The sequence below is a fragment of the Mesorhizobium sp. M7A.F.Ca.US.014.04.1.1 genome, assembly GCF_003998745.1.
Taxonomy (GTDB): Bacteria; Pseudomonadota; Alphaproteobacteria; order Rhizobiales; family Rhizobiaceae; genus Mesorhizobium; species Mesorhizobium ciceri.
The window spans coordinates 1-24413 of record NZ_RZRW01000018.1 but is presented as its reverse complement, the minus strand read 5'-3'; the positions used below and the strand labels follow the sequence as shown (position 1 = coordinate 24413).

27 protein-coding genes and 1 tRNA gene are annotated in these 24413 nt (G+C 63.2%); 16 read left to right on the top strand and 12 right to left on the bottom strand.

The genetic code is table 11. The annotated features are described in order from the left end of the window. The 5 genes from kdpA to EOA22_RS02510 all read right to left on the bottom strand — a co-directional run. Nucleotides 1–1376, bottom strand: a 1376-nt coding sequence (gene kdpA, locus EOA22_RS02535; protein ID WP_127389827.1) for a potassium-transporting ATPase subunit KdpA, incomplete at its 3' end; no start/stop codon positions are given. Between the two features lie 20 nt (nt 1377–1396). Next, nucleotides 1397–1486, bottom strand: a complete 90-nt coding sequence (locus EOA22_RS02530; protein ID WP_032808122.1) for a K(+)-transporting ATPase subunit F — start codon at nt 1484–1486, stop codon at nt 1397–1399. A 451-nt stretch (nt 1487–1937) separates the two neighbouring features. Then, nucleotides 1938–2240 (bottom strand): DUF982 domain-containing protein, encoded by a 303-nt coding sequence (locus tag EOA22_RS02520; RefSeq protein ID WP_013529642.1) that lies wholly within the window; start codon nt 2238–2240, stop codon nt 1938–1940. Nucleotides 2241–2498: 258 nt separating this feature from the next. Then, on the bottom strand, nt 2499–2723 hold the full coding sequence (locus tag EOA22_RS02515; RefSeq protein ID WP_013529641.1) for an alkylphosphonate utilization protein: 225 nt from the start codon (nt 2721–2723) through the stop codon (nt 2499–2501). A gap of 112 nt (nt 2724–2835) precedes the next feature. After that, nucleotides 2836–2925, bottom strand: a tRNA-Ser gene (locus EOA22_RS02510). Nucleotides 2926–3286: 361 nt separating this feature from the next. Here EOA22_RS02510 and EOA22_RS02505 point away from each other — a divergent pair. The 5 genes from EOA22_RS02505 (at nt 3287) to EOA22_RS02485 (ending at nt 7081) form a co-directional block, all read left to right on the top strand. Then, nucleotides 3287–3991, top strand: a complete 705-nt coding sequence (locus EOA22_RS02505) for a hypothetical protein (RefSeq protein WP_164919868.1) — start codon at nt 3287–3289, stop codon at nt 3989–3991. A gap of 306 nt (nt 3992–4297) precedes the next feature. Further along, nucleotides 4298–4621 (top strand): hypothetical protein, encoded by a 324-nt coding sequence (locus tag EOA22_RS02500; RefSeq protein ID WP_024502789.1) that lies wholly within the window; start codon nt 4298–4300, stop codon nt 4619–4621. Between the two features lie 32 nt (nt 4622–4653). Then, nucleotides 4654–5319 carry a peptide-methionine (S)-S-oxide reductase MsrA gene (gene msrA / locus EOA22_RS02495; RefSeq protein ID WP_063168985.1) on the top strand — a complete coding sequence of 222 codons (666 nt, stop codon included), beginning with the start codon at nt 4654–4656 and terminating at the stop codon, nt 5317–5319. A 195-nt stretch (nt 5320–5514) separates the two neighbouring features. Beyond that, nucleotides 5515–6504, top strand: coding sequence for a BMP family ABC transporter substrate-binding protein (locus EOA22_RS02490; protein ID WP_024502791.1), 990 nt, complete (start codon nt 5515–5517; stop codon nt 6502–6504). Nucleotides 6505–6619: 115 nt separating this feature from the next. Then, nucleotides 6620–7081, top strand: a complete 462-nt coding sequence (locus EOA22_RS02485; protein ID WP_063168986.1) for a GNAT family N-acetyltransferase — start codon at nt 6620–6622, stop codon at nt 7079–7081. Here the strand turns inward: EOA22_RS02485 and EOA22_RS02480 are convergent. Next, entirely contained in the window at nt 7076–7471 is a 396-nt protein-coding gene (locus EOA22_RS02480; protein WP_063168987.1) for a hypothetical protein, read from the bottom strand. The two genes, EOA22_RS02485 and EOA22_RS02480, sit on opposite strands and share 6 nt — an antisense overlap. A 23-nt stretch (nt 7472–7494) precedes the next feature. Continuing rightward, the gene (locus tag EOA22_RS02475; protein ID WP_013529634.1) at nt 7495–7704 is read right to left on the bottom strand and encodes a SlyX family protein; all 210 of its coding nucleotides are present in this window, start codon (nt 7702–7704) and stop codon (nt 7495–7497) included. A 227-nt stretch (nt 7705–7931) separates the two neighbouring features. Here EOA22_RS02475 and EOA22_RS02470 point away from each other — a divergent pair, with 227 nt between their 5' ends. The 6 genes from EOA22_RS02470 to deoA are packed head-to-tail and all read left to right on the top strand — an operon-like array spanning nt 7932 to nt 14180. Beyond that, the gene (locus EOA22_RS02470) at nt 7932–9464 is read left to right on the top strand and encodes an ABC transporter ATP-binding protein (protein WP_024502792.1); all 1533 of its coding nucleotides are present in this window, start codon (nt 7932–7934) and stop codon (nt 9462–9464) included. Further along, nucleotides 9461–10600 (top strand): ABC transporter permease, encoded by a 1140-nt coding sequence (locus EOA22_RS02465; RefSeq protein WP_063168988.1) that lies wholly within the window; start codon nt 9461–9463, stop codon nt 10598–10600. The genes EOA22_RS02470 and EOA22_RS02465 overlap by 4 nt, the downstream gene beginning before the upstream one ends. Before the next feature lies 1 nt (nt 10601). Beyond that, nucleotides 10602–11573, top strand: coding sequence for an ABC transporter permease (locus EOA22_RS02460; protein ID WP_013529631.1), 972 nt, complete (start codon nt 10602–10604; stop codon nt 11571–11573). A gap of 55 nt (nt 11574–11628) precedes the next feature. After that, nucleotides 11629–12021, top strand: a complete 393-nt coding sequence (gene cdd, locus EOA22_RS02455) for a cytidine deaminase (RefSeq protein ID WP_013529630.1) — start codon at nt 11629–11631, stop codon at nt 12019–12021. A 30-nt stretch (nt 12022–12051) separates the two neighbouring features. Continuing rightward, nucleotides 12052–12861 carry a purine-nucleoside phosphorylase gene (locus tag EOA22_RS02450; protein ID WP_127389826.1) on the top strand — a complete coding sequence of 270 codons (810 nt, stop codon included), beginning with the start codon at nt 12052–12054 and terminating at the stop codon, nt 12859–12861. Next, entirely contained in the window at nt 12861–14180 is a 1320-nt protein-coding gene (deoA, locus tag EOA22_RS02445) for a thymidine phosphorylase (RefSeq protein WP_063168989.1), read from the top strand. The genes EOA22_RS02450 and deoA overlap by 1 nt, the downstream gene beginning before the upstream one ends. Nucleotides 14181–14266: 86 nt before the next feature. Here the strand turns inward: deoA and EOA22_RS02440 are convergent, their stop codons facing one another. From EOA22_RS02440 to EOA22_RS02425, 3 genes are all read right to left on the bottom strand, one after another. Next, the gene (locus EOA22_RS02440) at nt 14267–14830 is read right to left on the bottom strand and encodes a TIGR02281 family clan AA aspartic protease (RefSeq protein ID WP_024502797.1); all 564 of its coding nucleotides are present in this window, start codon (nt 14828–14830) and stop codon (nt 14267–14269) included. A gap of 224 nt (nt 14831–15054) precedes the next feature. After that, nucleotides 15055–15684 (bottom strand): uracil phosphoribosyltransferase, encoded by a 630-nt coding sequence (gene upp / locus EOA22_RS02430; RefSeq protein ID WP_127389825.1) that lies wholly within the window; start codon nt 15682–15684, stop codon nt 15055–15057. Nucleotides 15685–15830: 146 nt separating this feature from the next. Next, a complete protein-coding gene (locus tag EOA22_RS02425) occupies nt 15831–16805 on the bottom strand; it encodes an adenosine deaminase (protein ID WP_063168990.1) in 975 nt (324 codons plus the stop codon). A 134-nt stretch (nt 16806–16939) separates the two neighbouring features. Here EOA22_RS02425 and ubiE point away from each other — a divergent pair, with 134 nt between their 5' ends. From ubiE to coaBC, 5 genes are all read left to right on the top strand, one after another. After that, on the top strand, nt 16940–17716 hold the full coding sequence (gene ubiE, locus EOA22_RS02420) for a bifunctional demethylmenaquinone methyltransferase/2-methoxy-6-polyprenyl-1,4-benzoquinol methylase UbiE (protein WP_063168991.1): 777 nt from the start codon (nt 16940–16942) through the stop codon (nt 17714–17716). A gap of 70 nt (nt 17717–17786) precedes the next feature. Then, entirely contained in the window at nt 17787–19361 is a 1575-nt protein-coding gene (gene ubiB, locus EOA22_RS02415; RefSeq protein WP_063168992.1) for a 2-polyprenylphenol 6-hydroxylase, read from the top strand. Between the two features lie 81 nt (nt 19362–19442). Continuing rightward, nucleotides 19443–19700, top strand: coding sequence for a plasmid stability protein (locus tag EOA22_RS02410; protein WP_013529622.1), 258 nt, complete (start codon nt 19443–19445; stop codon nt 19698–19700). A gap of 2 nt (nt 19701–19702) precedes the next feature. Then, nucleotides 19703–20125, top strand: coding sequence for a type II toxin-antitoxin system VapC family toxin (locus EOA22_RS02405; RefSeq protein WP_024502801.1), 423 nt, complete (start codon nt 19703–19705; stop codon nt 20123–20125). Then, nucleotides 20122–21354, top strand: coding sequence for a bifunctional phosphopantothenoylcysteine decarboxylase/phosphopantothenate--cysteine ligase CoaBC (gene coaBC / locus EOA22_RS02400; protein ID WP_063168993.1), 1233 nt, complete (start codon nt 20122–20124; stop codon nt 21352–21354). Before EOA22_RS02405 ends, coaBC begins: the two co-directional genes overlap by 4 nt. Nucleotides 21355–21439: 85 nt before the next feature. Here coaBC and EOA22_RS02395 read toward each other — a convergent pair whose 3' ends face one another. After that, a complete protein-coding gene (locus EOA22_RS02395; protein WP_063168994.1) occupies nt 21440–22018 on the bottom strand; it encodes an invasion associated locus B family protein in 579 nt (192 codons plus the stop codon). Nucleotides 22019–22053: 35 nt separating this feature from the next. Beyond that, nucleotides 22054–24413: autotransporter outer membrane beta-barrel domain-containing protein (locus EOA22_RS02390; protein WP_164755194.1), on the bottom strand; the 2360-nt coding region annotated here is incomplete at its 5' end.

Sequence of the window (24413 nt, the reverse complement as noted above, 5' to 3'; positions counted from 1 at the left end):
ACCTCGGAGAAGCCGTGCGGGCCGGCATTGCCCATCGACGCCACGCCGGTCGGCAGCACGACGGCGATGGCCGTGAAGATCAGCATCGCCAGCGGCAGGCACAATATGGCCAGCATCGCCATCTTGACCTCCTTGGCCTCGATCTTCTTGCCGAGATATTCGGGCGTGCGACCGACCATCAGGCCGGCGACGAAGACGGCGACGACGATGTACATCAGGATGCCGTAGAGGCCCGCGCCGACACCGCCGACGATGACTTCGCCAAGCTGCATGTTGATGATCGGGATCATGCCGCCGAGCGCCGTGAACGAGCCGTGCATGGCGTTGACAGCGCCGCAGGAAGCGGCCGTGGTGATGACGGCAAACAGCGCCGACAAGGCGATGCCGAAACGTGTCTCCTTGCCCTCCATGTTGCCGCCGTCGATGCCCAGCGCATGCACCAGCGGGTTGCCGGCGGCTTCCGCCCAGTAGCAGATGGCGACACCGGCGATGAACATGACGCCCATGGCCGAGAGGATCGCCCAGCCCTGGCGCTGGTTGCCGATCATGCGGCCGAAGACATTGGTCAAGGCGGCGCCGATGGCGAAGATCGACACCATCTGGATCAGGTTGGAGATCGCGTCGGGGTTCTCGAACGGGTGCGCGGCATTGGCGTTGAAGAAGCCGCCGCCATTGGTGCCGAGCATCTTGATGGCCACCTGCGAAGCGACCGGGCCGACGGCGATGGTCTGCTGCGCGCCTTCGAGCGTCGTGGCGTTGACATAGGCGCCCAGCGTCTGCGGCATGCCGAGCCAGACATAGGCCAGCGTCAGCACGACGCAGAACGGCAGCAGCAAATAGAGTGTGGAGCGGGTCATATCGACCCAGAAATTGCCGATCGACTTGCCCGAAGCCCGGGCAAAGCCGCGGATCAGCGCGATGGCTATGGCAATGCCCGTGGCCGCCGAAACGAAGTTCTGCACCGTCAGCCCAGCCATCTGCACGAGATAGGACATCGTGCTCTCGCCACCATAGTTCTGCCAGTTGGTGTTGGTCATGAAGCTGGCGGCGGTGTTGAAGGCGAGCCCTGGTTCAACCGCTGTCATGCCGGCCGGGTTGTAGGGCAGGCTGCCCTGCAGGCGCTGCAGGGCGTAGAGCACCAGGAAGCCGGCAAGGTTGAAGAGCAGCAGGGCGACCGCATAGGTGGTCCAGTGCTGTTCCTCCCGTTCGCTGGTTCCGCAAACACGGTACAGCCCGCGCTCGAGCGGGCCGAAGACGGGCGAGAGCAGCGTCCGGTCGCCGTCGAAGACGCGGTGCATGTAGCCGCCGAGCGGCTTCACCAGCAATATGACGATCCCGCAATAGACCAGGATCTGTATCCAACCGTTCAGTGTCATGGCTGTGGCTTTCCGTGCCTTCAGAAGCGTTCTGGACGAACGAGGGCGTAGGTCAGGTAGGCGAGCAGGAACAGCGTAACGCCGCCACCGAGAATATAGTCGACGATCATTTTTTCAGCCTCGCTCTAGAGAGCGTCGCAAGCTTTTATGTAGGCGAAACAAAGGGCAAAGAACAAAATTCCGATTCCGATAACGGCCATATCCATTGTTTTTATTCCTTTTGTTCTTTTGTACTTTGCGAACTTGACAGGAGAGTTCGCAATATATCGAAAGTGTCCCGTCGCATCTTTGGCGACGAAACCGAATGTGTTTTCTGAAGGGAATATGGACCCGATCGCCATAAAGGTTCGAGACGGAGCGCAGTGGAAAGAAATAGGAATTTCATAAAGATTTTTGCGCGGGCTCTTCCCAACACTCCACGCAGGGATTGTCGCGCAAGGCAGGCGGCCAGCCACAGGATTGCGATTTGCTTGCGAGCTGCCGGAAACGGGAAAGCCCGGCTGGGGCCAGCCGGGCCTTCTATGGTGGTGTGGCTTTAGCCGCCACGGAGGGTATCGATCTTCAGGCGGCGTAGCCGCCATAGCCACGCGCAACGGCGTGCACGCCCGCCACCGGCTCGAGGTCCGGCCACAGGATACAAGAAGCTTGCGCAAACTGGACGAGCGCGTGGCGGGCCTGCTCGATGGTCACATAGCCTGGGATGGCGAGTTCACATGCTTCCACCGCGTTGCGGTAGAGGGGGCCGCGGCGGGAGGTCGTCCAATTGGTAAGGAAGTCGTGCATTTCGGCCAGCGACGCAATCTCGCGCTTGAAGCCAAGGCCGACCGAGAGTGCGACCGGGGAATGAAACAGCTTGTCGTGCATGAAGCGGGCTCCTGGTTTTTTTGCGCGCTTGGAGAGATATCCGGCGGGTCCGCGAACGGGACGCCCTGAAACGCGCAACGAGGCCGGAGGTTCCAGACTTGGGTCTTGGCGGTTTTTGATTGTGCCTGGTCGGCGAAATTATCAATTTCGCAGCGCAACGATCATGTGCCGGACGCTCAACGGCTCCGCTTCAACTTGGTGACGGCAGGCTCTCCAAAATCCCGAAGGAGCCATCGAGATCGCTTGCCGCCCTGAGGCTCACGCCTTCTTCACGAACTCGGTCTTGAGCACCAGGCCTTTCACTTGCTTGGTGTTGCATTCGATCTCGCCGGGATTGCCGTTCAGGCGGATAGCCTTCACCAACGTGCCGCGCTTGATCGTTTCCGAAGTGCCTTTGACTTTGAGGTCCTTGATCAGCGTGACGGAATCGCCGTCATTCAATTGAGCGCCATTGCTGTCGCGCACGATTACATCGTTCGGCATGCCATCTCCTGTGATTGGCAGGTTTCAAGGGCAGAGCGCGGCGGGATGTTTACCGCCCTGCTTCGCGCAAAGGCTCGGGCTTGTCCTGCGAAGCTCGTAGAGCGAAGCAGGATGGCGGAGAGAGCGGGATTCGAACCCGCGTTACGGTCTCCCGTAAACACACTTTCCAGGCGTGCGCCTTCAACCACTCGGCCACCTCTCCGTCCATGCATGTCGCGTCGGCCGGTTTTGCCGCGCGGGTTGGGGAGATGCACCTCCCTTGGGGCAAGACGAAACTTTCGCCATCGGCGTCGCCAACCAGCAAACGCCTTCCCCTGCACCTGAGCCGTCGAAGCAACAGGCGCGGGGCTCATCTAGTCGATCCGACGGCGAATGCCAAGCCATAACGGCAGTCTATTCGCTTTGCCGGCCACACAGTCTTTCACGAGGCCGCCGGCATGCCCGTTTTTGCGGGCGCCGCCGCTGCAATGGTGTGCACAGGCAGGACCGCAGGGACGGCCGCCCTTGACTTCCCCCGGAGTTGCCTGTCGGGTGCCGAGGCTTTGCGGGGGCATTGTGCGGACATGACATCGAGCAATGGACAGACGCCAGTCAGGCGGCCGGACAGCGGGCTGTCCTTCGTGCCGGTGGGCTGGCTTGTCTTCGTCATGGCGTGGTCAGTCTACGGCCTGATCTCCGTCTGGCCCGCGGTCGGCGCCACCGGCCTGCCAGACAGCGTGCTTTACCTTATCTATGGCGGGCTCGTCGTCGACATCGTCACCATCCTATGGGGGCTTTACCTGCTCGGCCTCGCCTTCGGCCGCTCGGCCCGCTTCCCGCGCCAGTTCACGATCTGGCAGATTGCCATAATCGTCGGGCTGCTGGTCATCCATGCCTATGCCCCTACGGTGCCGGGATTCGTCTTCTCGGGCCAGGCGCTTGTCATCACCGGCGCCGAAATCGCCATCGGCGCGCTCTGCATCTATCTGCTGCGCCATGGATCCGAAGCCGATGCCGTTTATGTCAATCCGAAAACCGAGAGCCCATCGGCCTTCGTCTCGGTCATCGCCGCGCTGCTCGGCATCGTCCTGGGCGCGGTCATCGGCGCCGTGGGCGGATTCGCCATCGGCTCGGTGATCGCCGATGCCACCGAGATGAGCTGTTTCGAGGGCGCCTGCGGCTATTTCGCCGTGTTCACCGGCCTGGCCGGTCTGGTGATCGGCGCCATCGGCGGCGGCGTTTTTGCTGTCTGGCGTGTCCACCGGCACAAAAGGAAGCCGGCCGCATAATTCGCGCGGGCAACAAATCCGGGTTCACACGGTCTTGGGAGACTTCGCCGGCGCGTCGGTTTGCGAGCACCAAACGCAAAAACCCGCCTGTGCGGCGGGTCGTCGGCGCAAGTCAACGCCATACCCAAACTATTAGCATAGCTGCCCTCACATGTCAATGAAAAGCGACCCGACTGACTGTCGTCCGGCCCTCCGTTGACCTGAGTTTGGAGTCTGCAAATTCGCGTATGGCGATTGCGATCCAGCCATGCGCATTCTATCTCTGAAAAGCCCCTCGGGAGAGGACCAGCCCGGAGGAGGGTTCTGATGTTTCGCTTCGTCTTTCGTCTTGCCGCAATGATCGCGCTGTCGATTTCCGTCATCATGGCGGTGCTCGACGCGACACGCACAGTGGCGGCCTCCGTGCTGGTGCTGACCCCGCTCAACAGCAGTTGGCTCGCGGTCTCGCCCGACACGCGGGCCGCCTTCGAGACCTTCATCCGAACCAAGACCAGCCCGCTGCTATGGGATGGCGCCATCGCCTGGGTGCTGAACCAGCCGGGCTTCGCCGTGTTCGCGGTGCTGGCTTTCCTGCTCTATGCGATAGGCTACAGGCGGCAACGTCGCGCCGGACAGTTCGTCGCAAACTGATCCGCTTTCCGCGAAGAGAGGGAAACCCGCGCATGTTCTTTCTCAGCGACATGCTGAACAAGAAGCTCAATCTGCCGAAGCCCTCCGAGGCCCTGCCGGGCCGCGCCAGGGCGATCCCGACCGCATCCAGGCACAAGGTCTTGAAAAGACCGCTCAAGGGTCCTTATCCCGAGGGGCTGGAGACGGCCATGTTCGGGCTCGGCTGCTTCTGGGCTGCGGAGCGGCTGTTCTGGCAGGTCGAAGGCGTCTGGGTCACCGCGGCCGGCTATGCCGGCGGCTTCACGCCCAATCCGACCTATCAGGAGACCTGCACCGGGCTAACCGGTCATGCCGAAGCGGTGCTGGTGGTCCATGACCCCGGGATCGTCTCCTATGCTGGGCTTCTGAAGCTGTTCTGGGAAAGCCACGATCCCACGCAGGGCATGCGCCAGGGCAATGATGTCGGCACCGCCTATCGCTCCGCGATCTACACGAGCGACGAGGCGCAACTGTTGGCGGCGAGCGCCTCGCGCGATGCGTATGAGACCTCGCTGCGCGGTGCCGGCCACGGCAGGATCACCACCGAGATCGCCCCGGCGGCCGAATTCTACTTCGCCGAAGCCGATCACCAGCAATATCTGGCGAAGAATCCTTACGGCACGTGCAACCTCAAAGGCACCGGTGTCGCTTGCGCCATCCCTGCCGCCGCCTCCGCCTGACACAAGCTGCGGTGCGGCTTGCCCGCACCAAGCTTTTCCAAAAGGTCAAAATTCCGCGTGAATTTTGTTTCGGGCCATGCCAGATTGCCGCCGAGCGGGAGGGAATACACTCCTGGCTGACGTCGCATGCCTGCCGGAGAACCGGGCCGGCATGCGGTGCGTAACGGAAAAAATAACCGACAGGGTGTGGATCACATGAAACGTATCGTTCTCGGCCTCCTGGCCGCAACCGCAATGGTTCTTCCGGCTTTCGCCGCGGATGTCCAGCCGGCCATCCTCTATGATCTCGGCGGCAAATTCGATAAATCCTTCAACGAGGCTGCCTATCACGGCGCCGAGAAATTCAAGACGGAAACCGGCACGGCCTACGTCGAATTCGAGGTCTCCAACGCCTCGCAGCGTGAGCAGGCGCTGCGCCGCTTCGCCGAGGACGGCCACAACCCGATCGTCATGGCCGGCTTCGCCTGGGAGGATGCGCTGAAGAAGGTCGCGGCCGAATATCCCGATCTCAACTTCGCCATCATCGACGACGCCGTCGACATGCCCAATGTCCGCTCGCTGGTATTCAAGGAAAACGAAGGCTCCTATCTCGTCGGCATCATGGCGGCGATGGCCTCGAAGTCGAAGAAGGTCTCCTTCGTCGGCGGCATGGACATCCCGCTGATCCGCAAGTTCGAATGCGGCTATGTCGGCGGTGCCAAATCGGCCGGCGCGACCGATGTCATCCAGAACATGACGGGTGACACGCCGGCTGCCTGGAACGATCCGGCCAAGGGCGGCGAGATCGCCAAGACGCAGATCGACCAGGGCTCCGACGTGGTCTACGCCGCGGCAGGCGGTACCGGCGTTGGCGTGCTGCAGGCGGCGGCAGATGCCGGCAAGCTTGGCATCGGCGTCGATTCCAACCAGAACGGCCTGCAGCCCGGCAAGGTGCTGACCTCGATGCTGAAGCGCGTCGACGTCGCCGTCTACACCGCCTTCATGGACGGCAAGAACGGCACCTTCAAGGGCGGCGTCGAGAATCTCGGCCTCAAGGAAGGCGGCGTCGACTACGCCATGGACGACAACAACAAGGCGCTGGTGACGGACGAGATGAAGGCGGCCGTCGAAAAAGCCAAGGCCGACATCATTGCCGGCAAGGTCGAAGTACACGACTATACGACTGACAACGCCTGCCCCTATTGAGCGGCACGAACACACAGCCATGATCTGCAAACCGCCGGGCGCCAGCCCGGCGGTTTTGCCTTTACCGGATCGAGCGAAACCTTCGCTCCGTGCCGGACACCGTTTCGAGATACAGATGCAGCCGACGATCGGACCCATGGGCGAGCACGACGTAGCAGCGGTCGCGCAACTGCGCCTGTCTGCCTTTTTCGAGGGAACCGGAAGGACTCTCGGGGAAGATGCGGCAGGGCTTCGCGACTTGATCGCCGGTGACGGTTTCGAGGCGGCATTCGTGGCCCGGATCGGCGACACCCCGGTCGGGACATGCCTGCTGGTGCGCCACGAACTGGAGCCCGCGCATGATCTGACGCCATGGCTGGCCGGGTTGGTTGTCGATGCAAGGTATCGACGCCGAGGCATCGCCACCGCGCTGGTCAAGGCAACGGAAGCCCATGCGGCGTCACGGGGCGTCGAGATGCTCTATCTCTACACATGGGATGCGCGTGGTTTCTACGCGGCCCTCGGCTGGAACACCGTTGAGATATGCCGTTCGGACGGCGAGACGATGGCTCTGATGTCTCGCCGGCCTCGCCTATAGCAGCTTCGCGGCGAGACAACCGAGCGCGAACGCCACCATCAGTCCGGCGGCAACCACAAATCCACGCCGGCCGCCCAGCGCGTGCACGCCGACGCCGTATGGCCGCTGCGACAGGCTTCGGATCACGGTTGGCGGCCTGGCGTCGCTCAGGCCAGAACTACGCATCTGCGGCAGGTCGCCAATGCGCTGCGTGATCTGCTTCCAGCGCTCTTCGCCATCCCCCGGTTCGGCACGGTCGAAGACGTGCATGCGCTCGGCAAGTCGCACGACCTCGTCGCGGAAGGCCGGGTCGATCTCCAGATCACGTTCGGCCCGTTCGCGCTCCGCATCGTTCATCAGGCCACGCACATAGTCGCTGGCCCGTGCAATGCGATCGCTTTCACTGGCCATGGCATGCGCCCTTCCCTTTTTCCTCACCAGTGCGGCGGCTTGGTTACAGGCACTTCATCTCCCGTCTGCTCCTCCAGCGCCAGGAAGCGATCCGTCAGCGCGTCGAGCTTGCGCTGCATGCGCTCGATCACTTTCCACTGCTCGGCGATCTGGCCGGACAGTTCCTCGATGGTCTTCTCCTGCTCGGCGGCGCGGATTTCCAGCGTCGTCAGCCGGTCGGCGGGTATGGTCATGTGAATTCCCCAGTCTTCACCGCGATGTCTTGCGCCGCGATGTCTTGCGCCGCAATGCGAATTTCGGCTCCGCCATACTAGCGAATGTGAAGGCCCCGGCCACGTTGCAAATTGACAAGCGCACCGGGATTTGTCGAGAGTGAACCTGCTCCGCCAATTGGCACGGGCGGAGCGTCATGCTAGGCGTTTTGACCAAGCGATAAAAAAATAAGAGTGGGACAGGCTGCATGGCGCAAGCCGCAATCGAGTTGATCGGCATCAACAAGAGTTTTGGTGCGGTGCGCGCCAACCGGGACATCAATCTTGAGATCGGTCGCGGCACGATCCACGGCATTGTCGGCGAGAACGGCGCTGGCAAGTCGACGCTGATGTCGATCCTCTACGGCTTCTACCAGGCCGACAGCGGCGAGATCCGCGTTGGCGGCCAGCCGGCTTCGATCAAGACCCCCAATGACGCCATCGCGCTCGGCATCGGCATGGTGCATCAGCACTTCATGCTGGTCGACAATTTCACAGTGCTGGAGAACGTCATCCTCGGCGCCGAAAGCGATGCGCTCTTGAAGAAGAGCATCGCCAAGGCGCGCTCCGAACTGGAGCGGCTGGAGCGTGAATACGGGCTGGAAGTCGATCCCGATGCAATCATCGAGGAACTGCCGGTCGGCCTGCAGCAGCGTGTCGAGATCCTGAAGGCGCTCTATCGCGGCGCCGAGATCCTGATCCTCGACGAACCGACGGGCGTTTTGACGCCGGCCGAGGCCGACCATCTGTTCCGCATCCTTCGGCAGTTGAAGGACCAGGGCAAGACGGTGGTGCTGATCACCCACAAACTGCGCGAGATCATGGCCATCACCGACACGGTGTCGGTCATGCGCCAGGGCACGATGGTGGCGACGCGCGAGACCAGGAAAACGACTGTCGAGGAACTGGCCGAGCTGATGGTCGGCCGGCGCGTGCTCTTGCGGGTCGAGAAGGGCGAGGCAGAGGCCGGCGCCGTCAAGCTCGCAGTCAAGAACCTGACGGTCAGGGATACGCGCGGCGTCACCATGGTCGACGACATCTCCTTCGATATCAGGGCCGGCGAGATCGTCGGCATCGCCGGTGTCGCCGGCAACGGACAATCCGAACTGCTCGAGGCGATTTCCGGCATCAGGCGTGCCGTTTCCGGCTCGGTCATGCTGGATGGCAAGCCGATCGACCTGACCGGTGCCGCCGACCCCGGAGAGTTGCGCGACCGTGGCCTGGCGCATGTGCCGGAGGACCGCCATCACGTCGGGCTGGTGCTGGCCTTCGAGGAGAACGAGAATTCGATCCTCGGCTATCACGATGATCCCCGCTATTTGAAGGGGCCGTTCCTCAACATCGATGCCATCCGCAACGATGCCAGGGACAAGATCGCCAAATACGACATCCGCCCGGCCGACTGCCGGCTGAAGACCGCCAATTTCTCCGGCGGCAACCAGCAGAAGATCGTGCTGGCACGGGAGATGGAACAGGACCCGGGCGTGCTGATCGTCGGCCAGCCGACACGCGGCGTCGATGTCGGCGCCATCGAGTTCATCCACAAGCGCCTGATCGCCATGCGCGACCAGGGCAAGGCGGTGCTGGTGGTGTCGGTCGAGCTGGACGAGATCCGTTCGCTGTCCGACCGTATCCTGGTGATGTTTGCCGGCCGCATCGTCGGCGAGCGCGGTCCGGAAGCGACCGAGGGCGAGCTCGGCCTGCTGATGGCCGGCATCGAGCACCAGGAGGCCGCGCAATGAGCACGCCTTACGCCAAACTGCCGGCCTGGGCCGACTATGGCCTGATCCCGCTGATCAATCTGTTCGTCGCCTTCGTCGTCGCCGGCTTCGTCGTGCTTCTGGTCGGCGAGAATCCGTTGCGCGCCGCCGTCATCCTGGTCGAAGGCGCCTTCGGCAAAGGCACAGGCATTGCCTTCACCCTGTTTTATGCCACCACCTTCATCTTCACCGGGCTTTCGGTCGCGGTTGCCGCGCATTGCGGCCTGTTCAACATCGGCACCGAGGGGCAGGCCTACATCGCCGGCCTTGGCATCGCCATCGTCTGCCTGAGCTTCGACAGTACACTGCCATGGTGGCTGACCTTCCCGCTGGCGATCATTGCTGCGGCGGCGGTGGGCGCATTGTGGGCGCTTATCCCGGCCTATCTGCAGGCCAAGCGTGGCTCGCACATCGTCATCACCACCATCATGTTCAACTTCATCGCCGCCTCGATCATGGTTTACCTGCTGGTCGGCCCGTTGAAGCCAGCCGCCTCGCAAGCGCCGCAGACGCGCAACTTCCTCGCCGGCGCGGAATTGCCCAAACTCAACTGGATCATCGAGCTGTTCGGCGCCAAGATCCGTTCGGCGCCGCTCAACGTCACCTTCCTGCTGGCGCTGGTCATGGCCTTCCTGGTCTGGCTGCTGATCTGGCGCACCAAGCTCGGCTACGAGATGCGCACCTACGGTCACAGCCCGAAGGCGGCACGCTATGCCGGCATTTCCGAAACCCGCATCATCATCACCGCCATGATGATCTCGGGCGCACTGGCCGGCATGATGGCGCTCAATCCGGTGATGGGCGATCAGCACAATGTCGCCATCGACTTCGTTTCCGGCGCCGGCTTCGTCGGCATCGCCGTGGCGCTGATGGGCCGCCTGCACCCTGTCGGCATCGTATTGGCGGCGGTCCTGTTCGGCATGCTCTACCAGGGCGGCGCCGAACTCGCCTTCGAGATGCCGGCAATCAGCCGCGACATGATCGTCATCATTCAAGGCCTGGTGATCCTGTTTGCCGGTGCCCTCGAGCACATGTTCCGGCGCTACATCCAGGCGCTGTTTGCCTCGTTCAGTCCGCGATCGGTCGGCATGGAAGCGGTCAAGGGGAAAGGTGCCTGAGATGGATGTGTTCAACGCGATCATCCAGACACTGGACTCCACCATCCGCCTCTCGGTGCCGCTGCTGCTTGCTTGCCTCGCCGGGCTCTATTCGGAACGCGCCGGCATCTTCGACATCGGCCTCGAAGGCAAGATGCTTGTCGGCGCCTTCGCCGGTGCGGCCGCAGCTTCCGTGTTCCATTCGGCCTTTCTCGGCCTCGGCATGGCGGTCGTGATCTCGGTCGCCTTCGCCATGATCCACGGCTTTGCCTCGATCACTCATCGCGGCAACCAGATCGTCTCCGGCGTGGCGATCAATTTCATCGCCGCCGGCTCAACCATCATCCTCGGCCAGGCCTGGTTCCAGCAGGGCGGGCGCACGCCGGCGCTGCAACCGGGCGAGCGCTTCGAGGCCATCACCTTGCCGGGCGCCGAGGCCATCCGCGACGTGCCGATCATCGGACCGATCTATGCCGAACTCCTGTCGGGCCACTCGATCCTGGTCTATCTTGCCTTCCTGATGGTGCCGTTCACCTGGTGGGTGCTGTTTCGCACCCGCTTCGGCCTGCGCCTTCGCGCCGTCGGCGAGAACCCGGCCGCCGTCGACACCGCCGGCATCTCGGTCGCCTGGCTGCGCTACCGGGCGCTGATCTGCACCGGCATCCTCACCGGCATTGCCGGCGCCTACCTGTCGATGGTGCAAAATGGCGGCTTCGTGAAGGACATGACTGCCGGCAAGGGCTATATCGCGCTGGCAGCCTTGATCTTCGCCAAGTGGAAGCCGGTCAACGCCATGTTCGCCTGCCTGCTGTTTGGCTTCCTGGACGCTGCGTCGATCCGCCTGCAAGGATCCCCGCTGCCCATCATCGGCAAGGTGCCGGCGCAGTTCATGCAGGCGTTGCCCTACATCCTCACCGTCATCCTGCTCGCCGGCTTCATCGGCAAGGCAATCCCGCCACGCGCCGGCGGCGTGCCTTATGTCAAGGAACGTTGAGCGACGGGTCGGCTTTGCGCCGGGTTTTGAACACGATCATCGGAGAGAACGCTGAATGTCGCATGATCTGTTCGAGGCCGCCAAGGCCGCCATGGCCAAGGCCTACGCGCCCTATTCTAAGTTTCCGGTCGGCGCTGCCTTGCGCACCGAGGACGGTCGCGTCTTTACCGGCGCCAACATCGAAGTCGCCTCCTATCCGGAAGGCTGGTGCGCCGAGACCACGGCGCTCGGCCACTATATTATGGGCGGCGGCGGCAAGATCGTGGAAATCGCCGTGCTTGCCGAACGCATGGCCAAATGCTCGCCTTGCGGCGGCTGCCGCCAGCGGCTTGCCGAATTCTGCCGGCCGGAAACAAAGCTCTATCTCTGCGACAATGCGGGTGTGGCCGAAACCGTGACCATGGGCGACATGCTGCCTTACGGCTTCCGCGGCGATATTTTGAAATGAGCAACAGGCTCAAATGAACAGCTGGCAACGATGACGGAAAAAGCCCTGGATCATCTCGTCGAAAGGCTGGACGGCCTGGCGCCGGCCACGGCACTGGTGCTCGGCTCGGGCCTCGGCGGTCTGGTCGACCAGATCGAGGACCCGATCCGCATCTCCTATGCCGACCTGCCCGGCTTTCCCAGAAGCGGTGTCACCGGGCACGCCGGCGAAGTGGTGGCAGGGCTGTTTGCCGGCGTGCCGGTGCTGCTGCTGTCGGGCCGTGCCCATTACTATGAGCACGGCAACGCCGCGGCGATGCGGCCGGTGCTGGAAGTGCTTGCCGGCATCGGCATCACGAAACTGATCCTCACCAATGCCGCCGGCTCGGTCGATCCGGACATGCCGCCGGGCTCGGTGATGCTGATATCGGACCACATCAATTTCTCGGGCACCAACCCGCTGATCGGCGAACCAAGCGACCGGCGTTTCGTCGGCCTGACCGAAGCCTATGATGCCGGCATCCGCCAGGCCATCGAGCGGGCGGCAAATGCGACCGGCACCACCCTGCACAAGGGCGTCTATATGTGGTTCTCCGGCCCATGCTTCGAAACGCCGGCCGAAATCCGCATGGCGCGCATCATGGGCGCCAATGCGGTCGGCATGTCGACCGTACCGGAGGTCATTCTCGCCCGCTTCCTCGGACTGCGCGTCGCCGCCTGTTCGGTCATCACCAATCTGGCGGCCGGCATGACCGGGGCCGAGCTTTCGCACCAGGAGACCAAGGACATGGCGCCGGTCGGCGGCGCGCGGCTGGCGACGATCCTGCAGCGCGTGTTCCGCGACGGACTGCTGGAGATCTGATGCTTCCCCAGGAAATCATCCGCCGCAAGCGCGATGGCCTGAGGCTGTCGGAGGACGAGATCGCCGGCTTCGTCGCGGGCGTGACGTCAGGCGCCGTTACCGACGGCCAGGCCGGCGCCTTCGCCATGGCGGTGTTCTTCAACGGCATGAACCGCGACGAGGCCGTGGCGCTGACGCTGGCGATGCGCGATTCCGGCGATGTGCTCGACTGGTCGGACCTGCCTGGCCCGGTCACCGACAAGCATTCGACCGGCGGCGTCGGTGACAATGTCTCGCTGATGCTGGCGCCGATCGTCGCCGCCTGCGGCGCCTATGTGCCGATGATCTCGGGCCGTGGCCTTGGCCACACCGGCGGTACGCTGGACAAGATGGATGCCATCCCGGGCTACATCAGCCAGCCCGATGTCGCGCTGTTTCGCAAGGCGGTGCTCGAAACAGGCTGTGCCATCATCGGCCAGACCGCCGACCTCGCGCCCGCCGATCGACGACTCTATGCGATCCGCGACGTCTCCGGCACGGTCGAATCGGTGCCGCTGATCACCGCTTCGATCCTGTCGAAGAAGCTGGCGGCCGGGCTGCAATCGCTGGTGCTCGACGTCAAGGTCGGCAACGGCGCCTTCATGGAAAAATCGCGCGACGCCACCGCACTCGCCAACAGCCTGGTTGAGATCGCCAACGGCGCCGGACTGAAGGCCTCGGCGTTGATCACCGGCATGAACGAGCCGCTGGCGTCGGCCGCCGGCAACGCAGTCGAGGTGCGCAACGCCGTCGATTTCCTCACCGGCCGGTATCGTGACCGTCGGCTCGAAGATGTGACGCTGGCGCTGGCCGCCGAAATGCTGCAGTCGGCCGGGCTGGTGTCGTCCAACCAGGATGGCATGCGGCGCGCCACCGAGACGCTCGCCAGCGGCCGCGCCGCCGCCACTTTCGCACGCATGGTGGCCGCGCTTGGCGGCCCCGCCGATTTCATCGAGAAACCGGAAAAATATCTGCCTGCGGCGGCGATCGAACTTGCCGTCAAGGCGACCGCAAATGGCTTCGTCACCGGCATCGCCACCCGCGATATCGGGCTCGCAGTGGTCGGCCTGGGAGGTGGACGCACGCGGCCGGACGACCAGATCGACCCTGCGGTCGGCATCACCAGACTATTGCCGGTCGGTGCGGAGGTTGGGATCGGCGAGCCGCTGGCGCTGATCCATGCCCGCTCATCGGCCGATGCCGAGGCCGCCGCGGCAACCGTGCTTTCGGCCTATATGGTCGGTGCCTCGAAGCCGCCCGCCGACAAGTCGGTCATCCGGCGGATTCTGCCGCGCGGCTAGAGCAATTCCAGGAAAAGTGTGAAACGGTTCTCCCTGGGAAAAAGCGCATAGCGCTTTCCCTTGGGAATTTGGGAAAACGAATAGCCTTACTGGACGAGCAGCAGCGTGCCGTTCTCGACCTGGTATTTGTCGAGCCGGTTGAGGAAGCTCATGCCGATCAGATTGGTGCGCAGCGCCCTGTCGTCGAGCACGATGGTCTGGACGTCATTGACGGTGATGCTGCCGATCTGCAGGCGGTCGATCATGGCCACAGCCGCCTTGATGGTGCCGTTGGCGGTGTTGACCTCGCGGTTGAAGTCGGAAGCGTTCAGCGACAGGCCGATCCTGCGTGCCGTCGAAATGTTGATGGCGACCAATGTAGCGCCGGTGTCGATCATGCCGTCGACCTGACGTCCGTTGAGCTTGAAGGGTGACGAGAAATGCCCGCGTTCGTCTGCCGCGACGAGGACCTTGCGGCCCATCGGCAGCGGTGCCGCGGGCTTGTTGGGCACCGATGCCAGATTGACGTTCGGCTGGGCTTCGACCGCTTGTTTGCCCGGCACCGCCGACCTCAGCAGGTTTTCGACGAGTTGCGGATTCGACTGATACACAATCGGTATCGATGCCGATGTACCGGCGAAAACGGCGAGGATCAGAAGTTTGCGCAGCATGGATCGGCCTCGCCGCATGACCCCGAAAATCGGGAACGATTTTCGGAAAGGCTCATGCACAAAATCAAAGTGCTACAGCGTCCTTTGCGCGTCCGAAACGGACGCGCGGCGCTGTAGTGACAGCCGATCGTTAAGCCCGGATGGTGTTTGCCGCTTTAACGCGCGCCAAAACCGCGCCTTTTCGTAAATATTTGGTAAATCGTACCAGGCGACTTGGTCTGATATTACTTGGTCCCGTACATGCGGTCGCCGGCGTCGCCGAGGCCGGGCATGATGTAGCCCTTCTCGTTGAGCTGGCGGTCGATCGAAGCGGTGAAGACGGGAACGTCCGGATGCGCCTTGATGAAGCGCTCGATGCCTTCGGGCGCCGCCAGCAGGCAAAGGAAACGGATGTTGGTGGCGCCGCGCTCTTTCAGCTTGTCGATCGCCGCGATCGCCGAATTGGCGGTGGCCAGCATCGGATCGACGACGATCACCACCCGCTCGGCGAGTTCGCTCGGCGCCTTGAAGAAATATTCGACCGCCTCCAGCGTTTCGTGATCGCGGTAGAGACCGACATGGGCGACGCGCGCCGCCGGCACCAGGTCGAGCAGGCCTTCCAGCAAGCCGTTGCCGGCGCGCAGCACCGAGGCAAAGACCAGTTTCTTGCCCTCGAGCGTCGGCGCTTCCATCGTTTCCATCGGCGTTTCGATGGTCGTCGTCGTCAGTTCGAGATTGCGGGTGACCTCGTAGCCGAGCAGCAGCGAGATTTCGCGCAGCAGCCGGCGGAAGCCCGCCGTCGAGGTTTCCTTCTTGCGCATGATGGTCAGCTTGTGCTGGACAAGCGGGTGGTCGACGACGGTGACGCCCTGCATGGTGTTCTCCTGATGCCTGCGCCCGAAAATGCGCGCATCGCCCTTTCGGACGCGCCGCGCTTCAAGCTGCCTGGGCGAACCCTAGCGGCAATGCGCCGGCCAAGGAACCGCTTGGCCCGCACCGACCACAGCTTTGTCGGCGGAAATCAGCGTGCCGCGCTGTTCAACCGGGCAAGAAGTGCCGTCTTTGTCTTTCTATCGACGAAAGCGGCCTCGATGGCCGTTCTGGTGACGGCGGTCAGCGCCTTGTCGTTCATCGAGAAATGCTCGGCAGCGATATCGTATTCACGCTTGAGCGAGGTCCAGAAATAGGGCGGATCGTCGGAATTGAGCGTCACCTTGCAGCCTGCCGCCTGCAGGGCCGGAAACGGATGATCGGCGAAACTGTCGAACACCTTGAGCGCGATGTTGGAACCGGGGCAGCATTCCAGCACGATACCCTCGTCGGCGATGCGCCGGACGAGGTCCGGGTTCTCGATGGCGCGCACGCCATGGCCGATGCGGGACGGGCGGATGTGATCCAGCGCCGCCTGGACGGTCTCCCAGCCCGTCAGTTCGCCGGCATGGATGGTGATGCCGAGCCCGGCTTCGCGAGCGATCTCGAAAGCCCTGACATAGTCCTCCATATCACCGATCCGCTCATCGCCGGCAACGCCGAAACCGGTGACCAGCGGATGCCCGCAGCGCGCCGCGAAGCGCGCCGCCTGCTCGATCGACTCGACGCCGACATGGCGCACGCCGGTGACGATCATGCGGCCCTCGATGCCGGTCTTGGCCTTGGCGCGGGCCATGCCTTCGCCGAGCGCGTCGGTATAGGCCTTGGGCGACAGGCCGGCTTTTTTAGCGTGGTCCGGCGAGGTGAACACCTCGGAATAGATGGCGCCGTCGCGGGCAAGGCTGGTCAGATAGTGGTCGGCCAGCCGCGCATAGTCCTCCTCGGTCCGGAACAGATCGGCGGAAAAATCATAAGCCGCCAGGAAGGAGGTGAAATCGTGCCAGACGAAGGAACCGTTCTGGATATAGGGCGAGGTGTCCTTGCCGTATTTCTGCGCCTGGCGGATGACGAGTTCGGGCGCCGCTGCCCCTTCGATGTGGCAGTGCAGTTCCGCTTTCAAAGGCATTCAATCATCCCGTCGGTCCGTCCAGGTCTCGAAAACCCGCCACCTGGAAGCGCGGCTGAACACCGCGCCTTAAACAATAGCGCCCGCACCATCGATCGGCTATGGTCCCGCCGGTTTTATGACGGATCAAAAAAATGTCAGTTGAGAGAACCACGGCCGCGGGCGGCATGGAAACCTCCTATGGTTTCAAGCGTGTAGGGGCTGGCGACAAGCAGTCCCTGGTCAACGATGTTTTCCACAAGGTCGCCAACCGCTACGACCTGATGAACGATCTGATGTCGGCCGGCCTGCACCGGCTGTGGAAGGACGCCATGGTCACCTGGCTCAATCCGCCTAAACGGGCGGGCTGGAAGGTGCTCGACGTTGCCGGAGGCACCGGCGACATTGCCTTTCGCATCGTCGATGCCAGCCACGGCAATGCCCATGCCACCGTGCTCGACATCAATGGCTCGATGCTGGCTGTCGGCCGCGACCGGGCCGAAAAGAAGGGCCTGTCCGGCAACACCGATTTCGTCGAGGCCAATGCCGAGGAACTGCCCTTCCCTGATGCCACATTCGATGCCTATACCATCGCTTTCGGCATCCGCAACGTACCGCGCATCGAGGTGGCCTTGGGCGAAGCGTTTCGCGTGCTGAAGCCCGGTGGGCGCTTCCTGTGCCTGGAATTTTCCGAGGTCGAGATGCCGCTGCTCGACAAGGCCTATGAAGCCTGGTCGTTCAACGCCATTCCAAAGATCGGCAAGATGGTCACCGGCGACGGCGAGCCCTATTCCTATCTGGTCGAATCGATCGCCAGGTTTCCCAACCAGCAGAATTTCGCGACGATGATTTCCCGCGCCGGCTTCCACCGCGTTTCCTTCCGCAACTATTCCGGCGGTATTGCAGCACTTCATTCGGGCTGGAAGCTTTGAGGCCGGACCGCATTTCTCACAATCGACGCGTGCTATGCCGGTTCAAAGAGCCGGCAGGGTTGGCGCTGCCATGAGCAATGTCAGTGCAGGATTCCGGCTCGTAAGGGCCGGCTGGGTGCTGGTCCGCGAGGGTGTCGTCGCCGCTCTGCCGGGTGAGGAACTGTCCGGCCTGCCGAAGTTCGGCTGGCGGATGGCACGGCTGTTCACGCGCCGCCGCGCGCTGGCCTATGAGCGCAGCGACCGGCTGGCCAAGGCGGTCGTCCGGCTCGGCCCCTCCTATGTAAAGCTCGGCCAGTTCCTGGCGACGCGGCCCGACGTCGTCGGCAACGACATGGCGCTCGATCTCGCCATGTTGCAGGACAAGATGCACACCTTTCCGAAGGCCGAAGCCATAGCGGCCATCGAAGCCTCGCTCGGGCGCAAAGTCGGCGATCTCTACGCTCAATTCGGCGATCCGGTCGCCGCCGCCTCCATCGCCCAGGTCCATGCCGCCGATGCCATGCATGACGGCGTTGCCACCAAGGTGGCGGTCAAGGTGATCCGGCCCGGCGTGCGCCGCCGCTTCTTCCAGGATCTTGAAAGCTATTTCCTTGCCGCTCGCCTGCAGGAGAAATACATCCCCTCGTCCCGCCGGCTGCGGCCGGTCGAGGTCACCCAGACGCTGGCTCAGACCACCAAGATCGAGATGGATCTTCGCCTCGAGGCGGCGGCCCTCTCGGAGCTCGGTGAAAGCACCAGGCACGACCCCGGCTTTCGCGTGCCGTCCGTCGACTGGGAGCGTACCGGCCGCGACGTGTTGACCATGGAGTGGGTCGACGGCGTCAAGATGAACGACATTGCCGGACTGGTCGCGGCGGGCCACGATCTGAAAACCATCGCCACAAACCTGATCCAGTCGTTCCTGCGCCACACGCTGCGCGACGGATTTTTCCACGCCGACATGCATCCGGGCAATTTGTTCGTCGAGGCGAACGGCACCATCGTTGCCGTCGATCTCGGCATTGCCGGCCGGCTCGGCAAGAAGGAGCGCCGCTTCCTCGCCGAAATCCTCTACGGCTTCATCACGCGCGACTATCTGCGCGTCGCTGAGGTCCATTTCGAGGCCGGCTATGTGCCGCGCCAGCACAATGTCGCGGCCTTCGCGCAGGCGATCCGGGCGATCGGCGAGCCGATCCATGGCCAGCCGGCCGAGACCATCTCGATGGCCAAGCTTCTGACGCTGCTGTTCGAGGTTACCGAGCTCTTCGACATGGCGACGCGGCCCGAACTGATCCTGCTGCAGAAGACCATGGTGGTGGTGGAGGGCGTGGCGCGCACGCTCGACCCGGCCTTCAACATGTGGAAGACTGCCGAGCCGGTGGTCGGCGACTGGATATCAGGCAATCTTGGGCCGCGTGGCATGATGATGGATGCGCGCGATGGCGCCAAGGCGCTGCTGACGCTGGCCCGCCAGGTGCCCGAGCTTGCGGCGCGCACTGACCGGCTGTCGCGCGAGATCGACCTGATGGCCGAGCACGGCCTGCGCTTCGACGAGACCACCGCCCACGCCATCGGCAAGGCCGAGGCGCGCTACAGCCGTTCCGGCCGCTGGGCACTCTGGGTGATTGCCGTGACGCTGGTCTATATCGCCTGGAAGATGATCTGAGTTCTCGGTGACAGCAGTGCCGGCATTGCTATCATTGAAAGCAACGCTTTCATGGACTAGGTTGAGGTAAGGAGCAAAAACATGAGCACACTTACCATCCGCAATCTCGACACCAACGTGAAGCAGAAACTGCGTGAGCGAGCTGCCGTGAGGGGAGTCTCAATGGAAGAGGAAGCGCGTAGCGTTCTTGCCAAGAGTGTTCTTTCGGACGGTGTGGACCAAGACCCTCGGGGAGAGTCACTCTATGCCGCGATTCGTAGGCTGGTTGAGCCCCATGGCGGTTTCGATGTCGAGTTGCCGGAGCGCGGCCCTACGCGCGAGCCACTGAAATTTGACTAACCATGTTCGTGCTGGATACGAATGTTATCTCGGAAACCTTCAAACCACGGCCGGATGCAGGGGTGGCTACCTGGATGGATAGCTCGCTCGCGACCCGCTCATATGTCACGGCGATGACCAAGGCAGAGCTGCTCGTTGGGCTTGCGAACATGCCGGACGGAACGCGTAAGGCTGCACTGGGTAGTGTCATCGGGGCCTTTTTCACCAAATGGCTCAAGACCCCAGTGCTCGCGTTCGGTGACCGCGAAGCCGAAGCATACGCGGAGATTGTTTCGAACAGACGATTTCTGGGACGTCCTATACGCGAATTTGACGCACAGATCGCCTCGGTTGCTCGCTCGCGGGGCTTTGCGGTGGTGACTAGAAACGTTGCTGACTTTTCCGATTGCGGTATCAGCATAGTCAATCCTTGGGAGGGTGCATGAGCCTCTCCGGCAAGCGCATCCTGCTCATCATCGGCGGCGGCATCGCCGCCTACAAAGCGCTGGATCTGATCCGCCGGCTGCGCGAGCGCGGGGCCGCGGTTCGGGTGGTCATGACATCGGCCGCGCAGGAATTCGTCACCACGCTGTCGGTCGGCGCGCTCTCCGCCGACCATGTTTTCACCGAGCTGTTCGACCGCAATGACGAACACGATGTCGGCCATATCAGGCTGTCGCGCGAGGCCGATCTGCTGGTGGTGGCGCCCGCCACCGCCGACCTGATGGCGAAGCTCGCAAACGGCCACGCCAACGATCTGGCCTCCACCGTGCTTGTCGCCACCGACAAGCCGGTGCTGATGGCGCCGGCCATGAACCCCAGAATGTGGGCGCATCCGGCCACCCGCCGCAACCGCGCGACGCTGCAGAAGGACGGCGTCACCTTCGTCGGTCCGGCCAGGGGCGAGATGGCCGAAAGCAATGAGGCGGGCGAAGGCCGCATGGCCGAGCCGCTGGAGATCGTTGCTGCGGTCGAGGCGCTGCTCGATGTCGGCCCCAGGCCGCTGTCGGCGCGCAAGATCATCGTCACCTCCGGCCCGACCCATGAGCCGATCGACCCGGTGCGCTACATCGCCAACCGCTCGTCCGGCAAGCAGGGCCATGCCATCGCGGCAGCACTGGCCAGGCTCGGCGCCGATGTGCGCCTCGTCTCCGGCCCTGTCGGCATCGCCGATCCCCCCGGAGTGAAGACCATTCACGTCGAGCGTGCGCAGGAGATGCGCGACGCGGTGGAACGGCTCTTGCCCGCAGATGCGGCGGTGTTCGTCGCCGCCGTGGCCGACTGGCGCACCGAGAACTCGGCCGGTGAGAAGATCAAGAAGGTCGCGGGCGAAGGGCCGCCGGTGCTGCGCATGGTCGAGAATCCCGACATTCTCGCCGGCGTCGGCCATCACAGCCAGCGACCCGGCCTGGTTATCGGCTTCGCCGCCGAGACACAGGATCTCCTGCGCAACGCCGAGGCCAAGCTCAAGAAGAAAGGCGCCGATCTCATCGTTGCCAACGACGTGTCGCAGGGAAGCGGCGTCGGCTCTTCGGGCGTGATGGGCGGCGATCGCAACCGGGTGCGGATCGTGTCAAAGGCCGGTGTCGAGGAATGGCCGGAGATGAGCAAGGACGAAGTGGCGGCTCGGCTTGCCGCCCTGATCGCCGAACGGCTTAAAACAATCGTCGTTTGACTGAAAAATGTTCTGCTGCAGTGACGCACCGCCCTGCCGCGAGACTGCGTTCAGGCGGCGCGCGCTTTAAGTCCTGCGGCTCACATCAATTGGTCAAAAGCTCCGCGGTTCGGGCAAGTGCGCCGGCGAAGCCGTTGAGCGGAATGGAAAAGCTCACCGCTTGTCCGGTGTCTGCCGCGAAAGCGTCGATCTTCAGCGTGGTGCCTGATTTCAGCAGCGGCGTGACAGTCGCATCGAACATCACCGGCACCAGACAGCCGACGACCTGGCAGGTGTTGAACGCCAGGCTGCCGTCCAGCTTCTGATCGTCGATGGTCAGGCTCACCCCCTTGGCCAGCGCCAGGCCGAACGGCAGCGCAAGCGTTCCCGTGGCATCCTCGCCGGTCTTGCTCGACAGCTCGATCGCCAGCAGGCGCTGATTGTTTTGCTTGTTGAATTGCTGATGCGACAGGCTGCAGGTTTTGGTCGCGCCTGATATCTGGCAATTGACCGTCCAGTCGCCGTGGGTTTCGGACAGTGCCGACGCGCCACCGGGCAACTGCGGCGCATCGGCGGCAGCCGGTGCCGCGACCGCCTTGTCGCTCTTGGTTTGCGCCGCCGCGGCCGGCACACCGACGGTGCAGGCAACACCCAGCATCGCCACGAAATACGCGAACTTCCTCATCAAGACCCCTCCCGCCCGGCTCCGCCTCGGGCCAGCTAGAAGCTGACCTTGAGAGACGCGCTGATCGCGTTCTGTTTAACCGTTTCGCCGAAGGCGCCATTATATCTGACGGACATGCCGACGCCATTGACGCCATTCAGTTCAAGGCCGGCGCCGACCCGATAGAGCGGCGAATCGACGGCCTCCGTCAAGTGCAATGCGGGGTTGCCAGGCAGATTCTCCGCCGCCGCGAAGCGACCTTCGATTTCCCACTCCTTGTTGGAAAACTCCGCCCCGGCCTTGCCGTAGACGCGAAGGCTGGCAATGTCGCTGAGCGCGATGTCGGTGCCGATCTCGATTGCAGGGGTTGCAGAATAGTAGGTGTTGGCCGAGCCATCGAAGTTGAAGGCGGCGACCGAACCCTCCTCCGTGCCTGAGACACGCAGCCAGCGCGCGTCGAACTGCACTGTCGGCTGCAGATAGAAGGCGCCCATCTCCCGGGTGAAACCCAACCGCGCCGAGCCGCCGAACATCGCGGTCTTCTGTGTGTAGGTGACGCTGCTGCCGATGCCAGGCAGCATTACCTCGTCGAGATAATCACCCGCCAACGTTTCGCCCGGAATGTAGAATGCCGGGTCGATATGGGTGTCGCGTTCGCCCTTGAACGAGCCCGTGCCGCCACCGAGTGCAAAGTCCACGAAGTAATTCTTGTTGGTATATTTGGCCAGCGCATAGGCCTGCCAGGCCTCACCGGTGGTCTCCGACAGCAGGTCTCCATTGAAGCCGATCTTGGAATCGAACTCTGTGCGGCCGATCGTGGCACCAAGCGACCAGTTCTGGCCGATCTCGCCAATGCCGCCAAGCGACATCGTCTTCAGGACGTCGTCGCGGCTTGTAGTGCCAGCGCCCGCGTCGCGGCTGTACTCGGCCTGCGGGCTGATCGTTGCCCAGACGCAGCGGCCGTCGGGATTCTTGTAGGCAGGCACGCCAGTACACTCACGCGCCGCTTCCAGCATCATGTCGGCTTCGCGGTTGATCATGTTGAACGTATGCACGGCATAATGCGGTGTGAGCCGGGTCAATGCTGCACCCAGTTCCTCTTCATTGGGCAGGAAGCGCAGCATGTTGATCAGCCTGGCCATCGGGTTGTCCGGGGTCGATGCTGCCTCGACATCGTCAAGGTACTGCGCCATCTGGAACACGCCGGGATCGGTGGTGCCGGACCCCGGATCCTGCGCCAGTTCCAGGAATGTCGGGTTGTCGGCGTAAAGAACGAGATCGGTGCCGCCATCCACCCGGAACTGGAAGTTGAAGCCCACTGCCGGATGCAAGGTCTTCGCTGCTATGCCGGAGTCGGTCATCCCCGAGCCATTGGCGACCACATATTCTGTGAACAGCTTATCGATCGACAGGAAATTCAGCGGCGCTTCGCCGTTGAAGTCACCGGCCGCCGTTAGTGCCAGGGCATCCGTGATCTGGTTGTTGAGATCCACATCGGTGACGAAATCGCCGGAGAGGTTTTGTTTGAAGCCGCCGCCGACATCCACCTTCGCCACCACGCCGATGCCCTGGTTGGTATAGAGCCCGTCATTGGTGAACAGCCCGCCGCCGAGATCGATGGTTTTCAGTCCGACCATCGAGGCATCGGCAAAATTGTGGAAGCTGTTGTCGCCGCCGCCGAGATCGATGTTGCCGATGACGCGTCCCAGCGTGTCGCCCAGCCGCGAATTGTCGACATGGTCATCACCCGACGTGCCGGTAATGGCCAGCGGACTGAAATCGTCGAGCAGCGATTCCAGGATCGCATTGGTCGGCACGACGGGACCGGGCGCCAACAGGAAGGTCTGGAATGCCTGGATATCCGCTGCCTGGATCTCGAATGTCGGCGTCGCTCCCATTGCGTAGAGCAGGCTGTGGTTGGTCAGCGCGTTGTTGGCGCCGCCGACGAGCATGGCGGCAACGCCGGTTCCGGCACCGCCAATCGTGTAATGACCGTTGAGATTGATGGTGATGTTGCCTTTCGCGCCGTTGGCTGTGCTTTCGCCGTAGGCGGCCACGGAACCAGCACCCTGCGCGAACAGGCTGTCGCCCGCGGTCAGCGTAACCGCGTGCGCGTCGCCGATGCCGGTCGCGCTCTGTCCGAACATGGCATACGAGCTCGCACCCTTGACCCAGACCTGGCTCATGGCCGTCGCCGTCGCCGCCGCGGCATCGCCGATGCCACCGCCGGAACCGGCAGCGCCGGCGGAGAGCGTGCCGGCCAGGCCGCCGCCGCCGCCCACCGCCTGGGCCACGATGCCGTGCGCCCGCTCGCCATCGGTGACGATCTCGCCGTCCTGCTGGATGGTCACCGCGCCGCCATTGCCCTTGGCACCCGCAAATGTGTTGAAGCCGATGGTGTTGTTGTCGTTGCCGC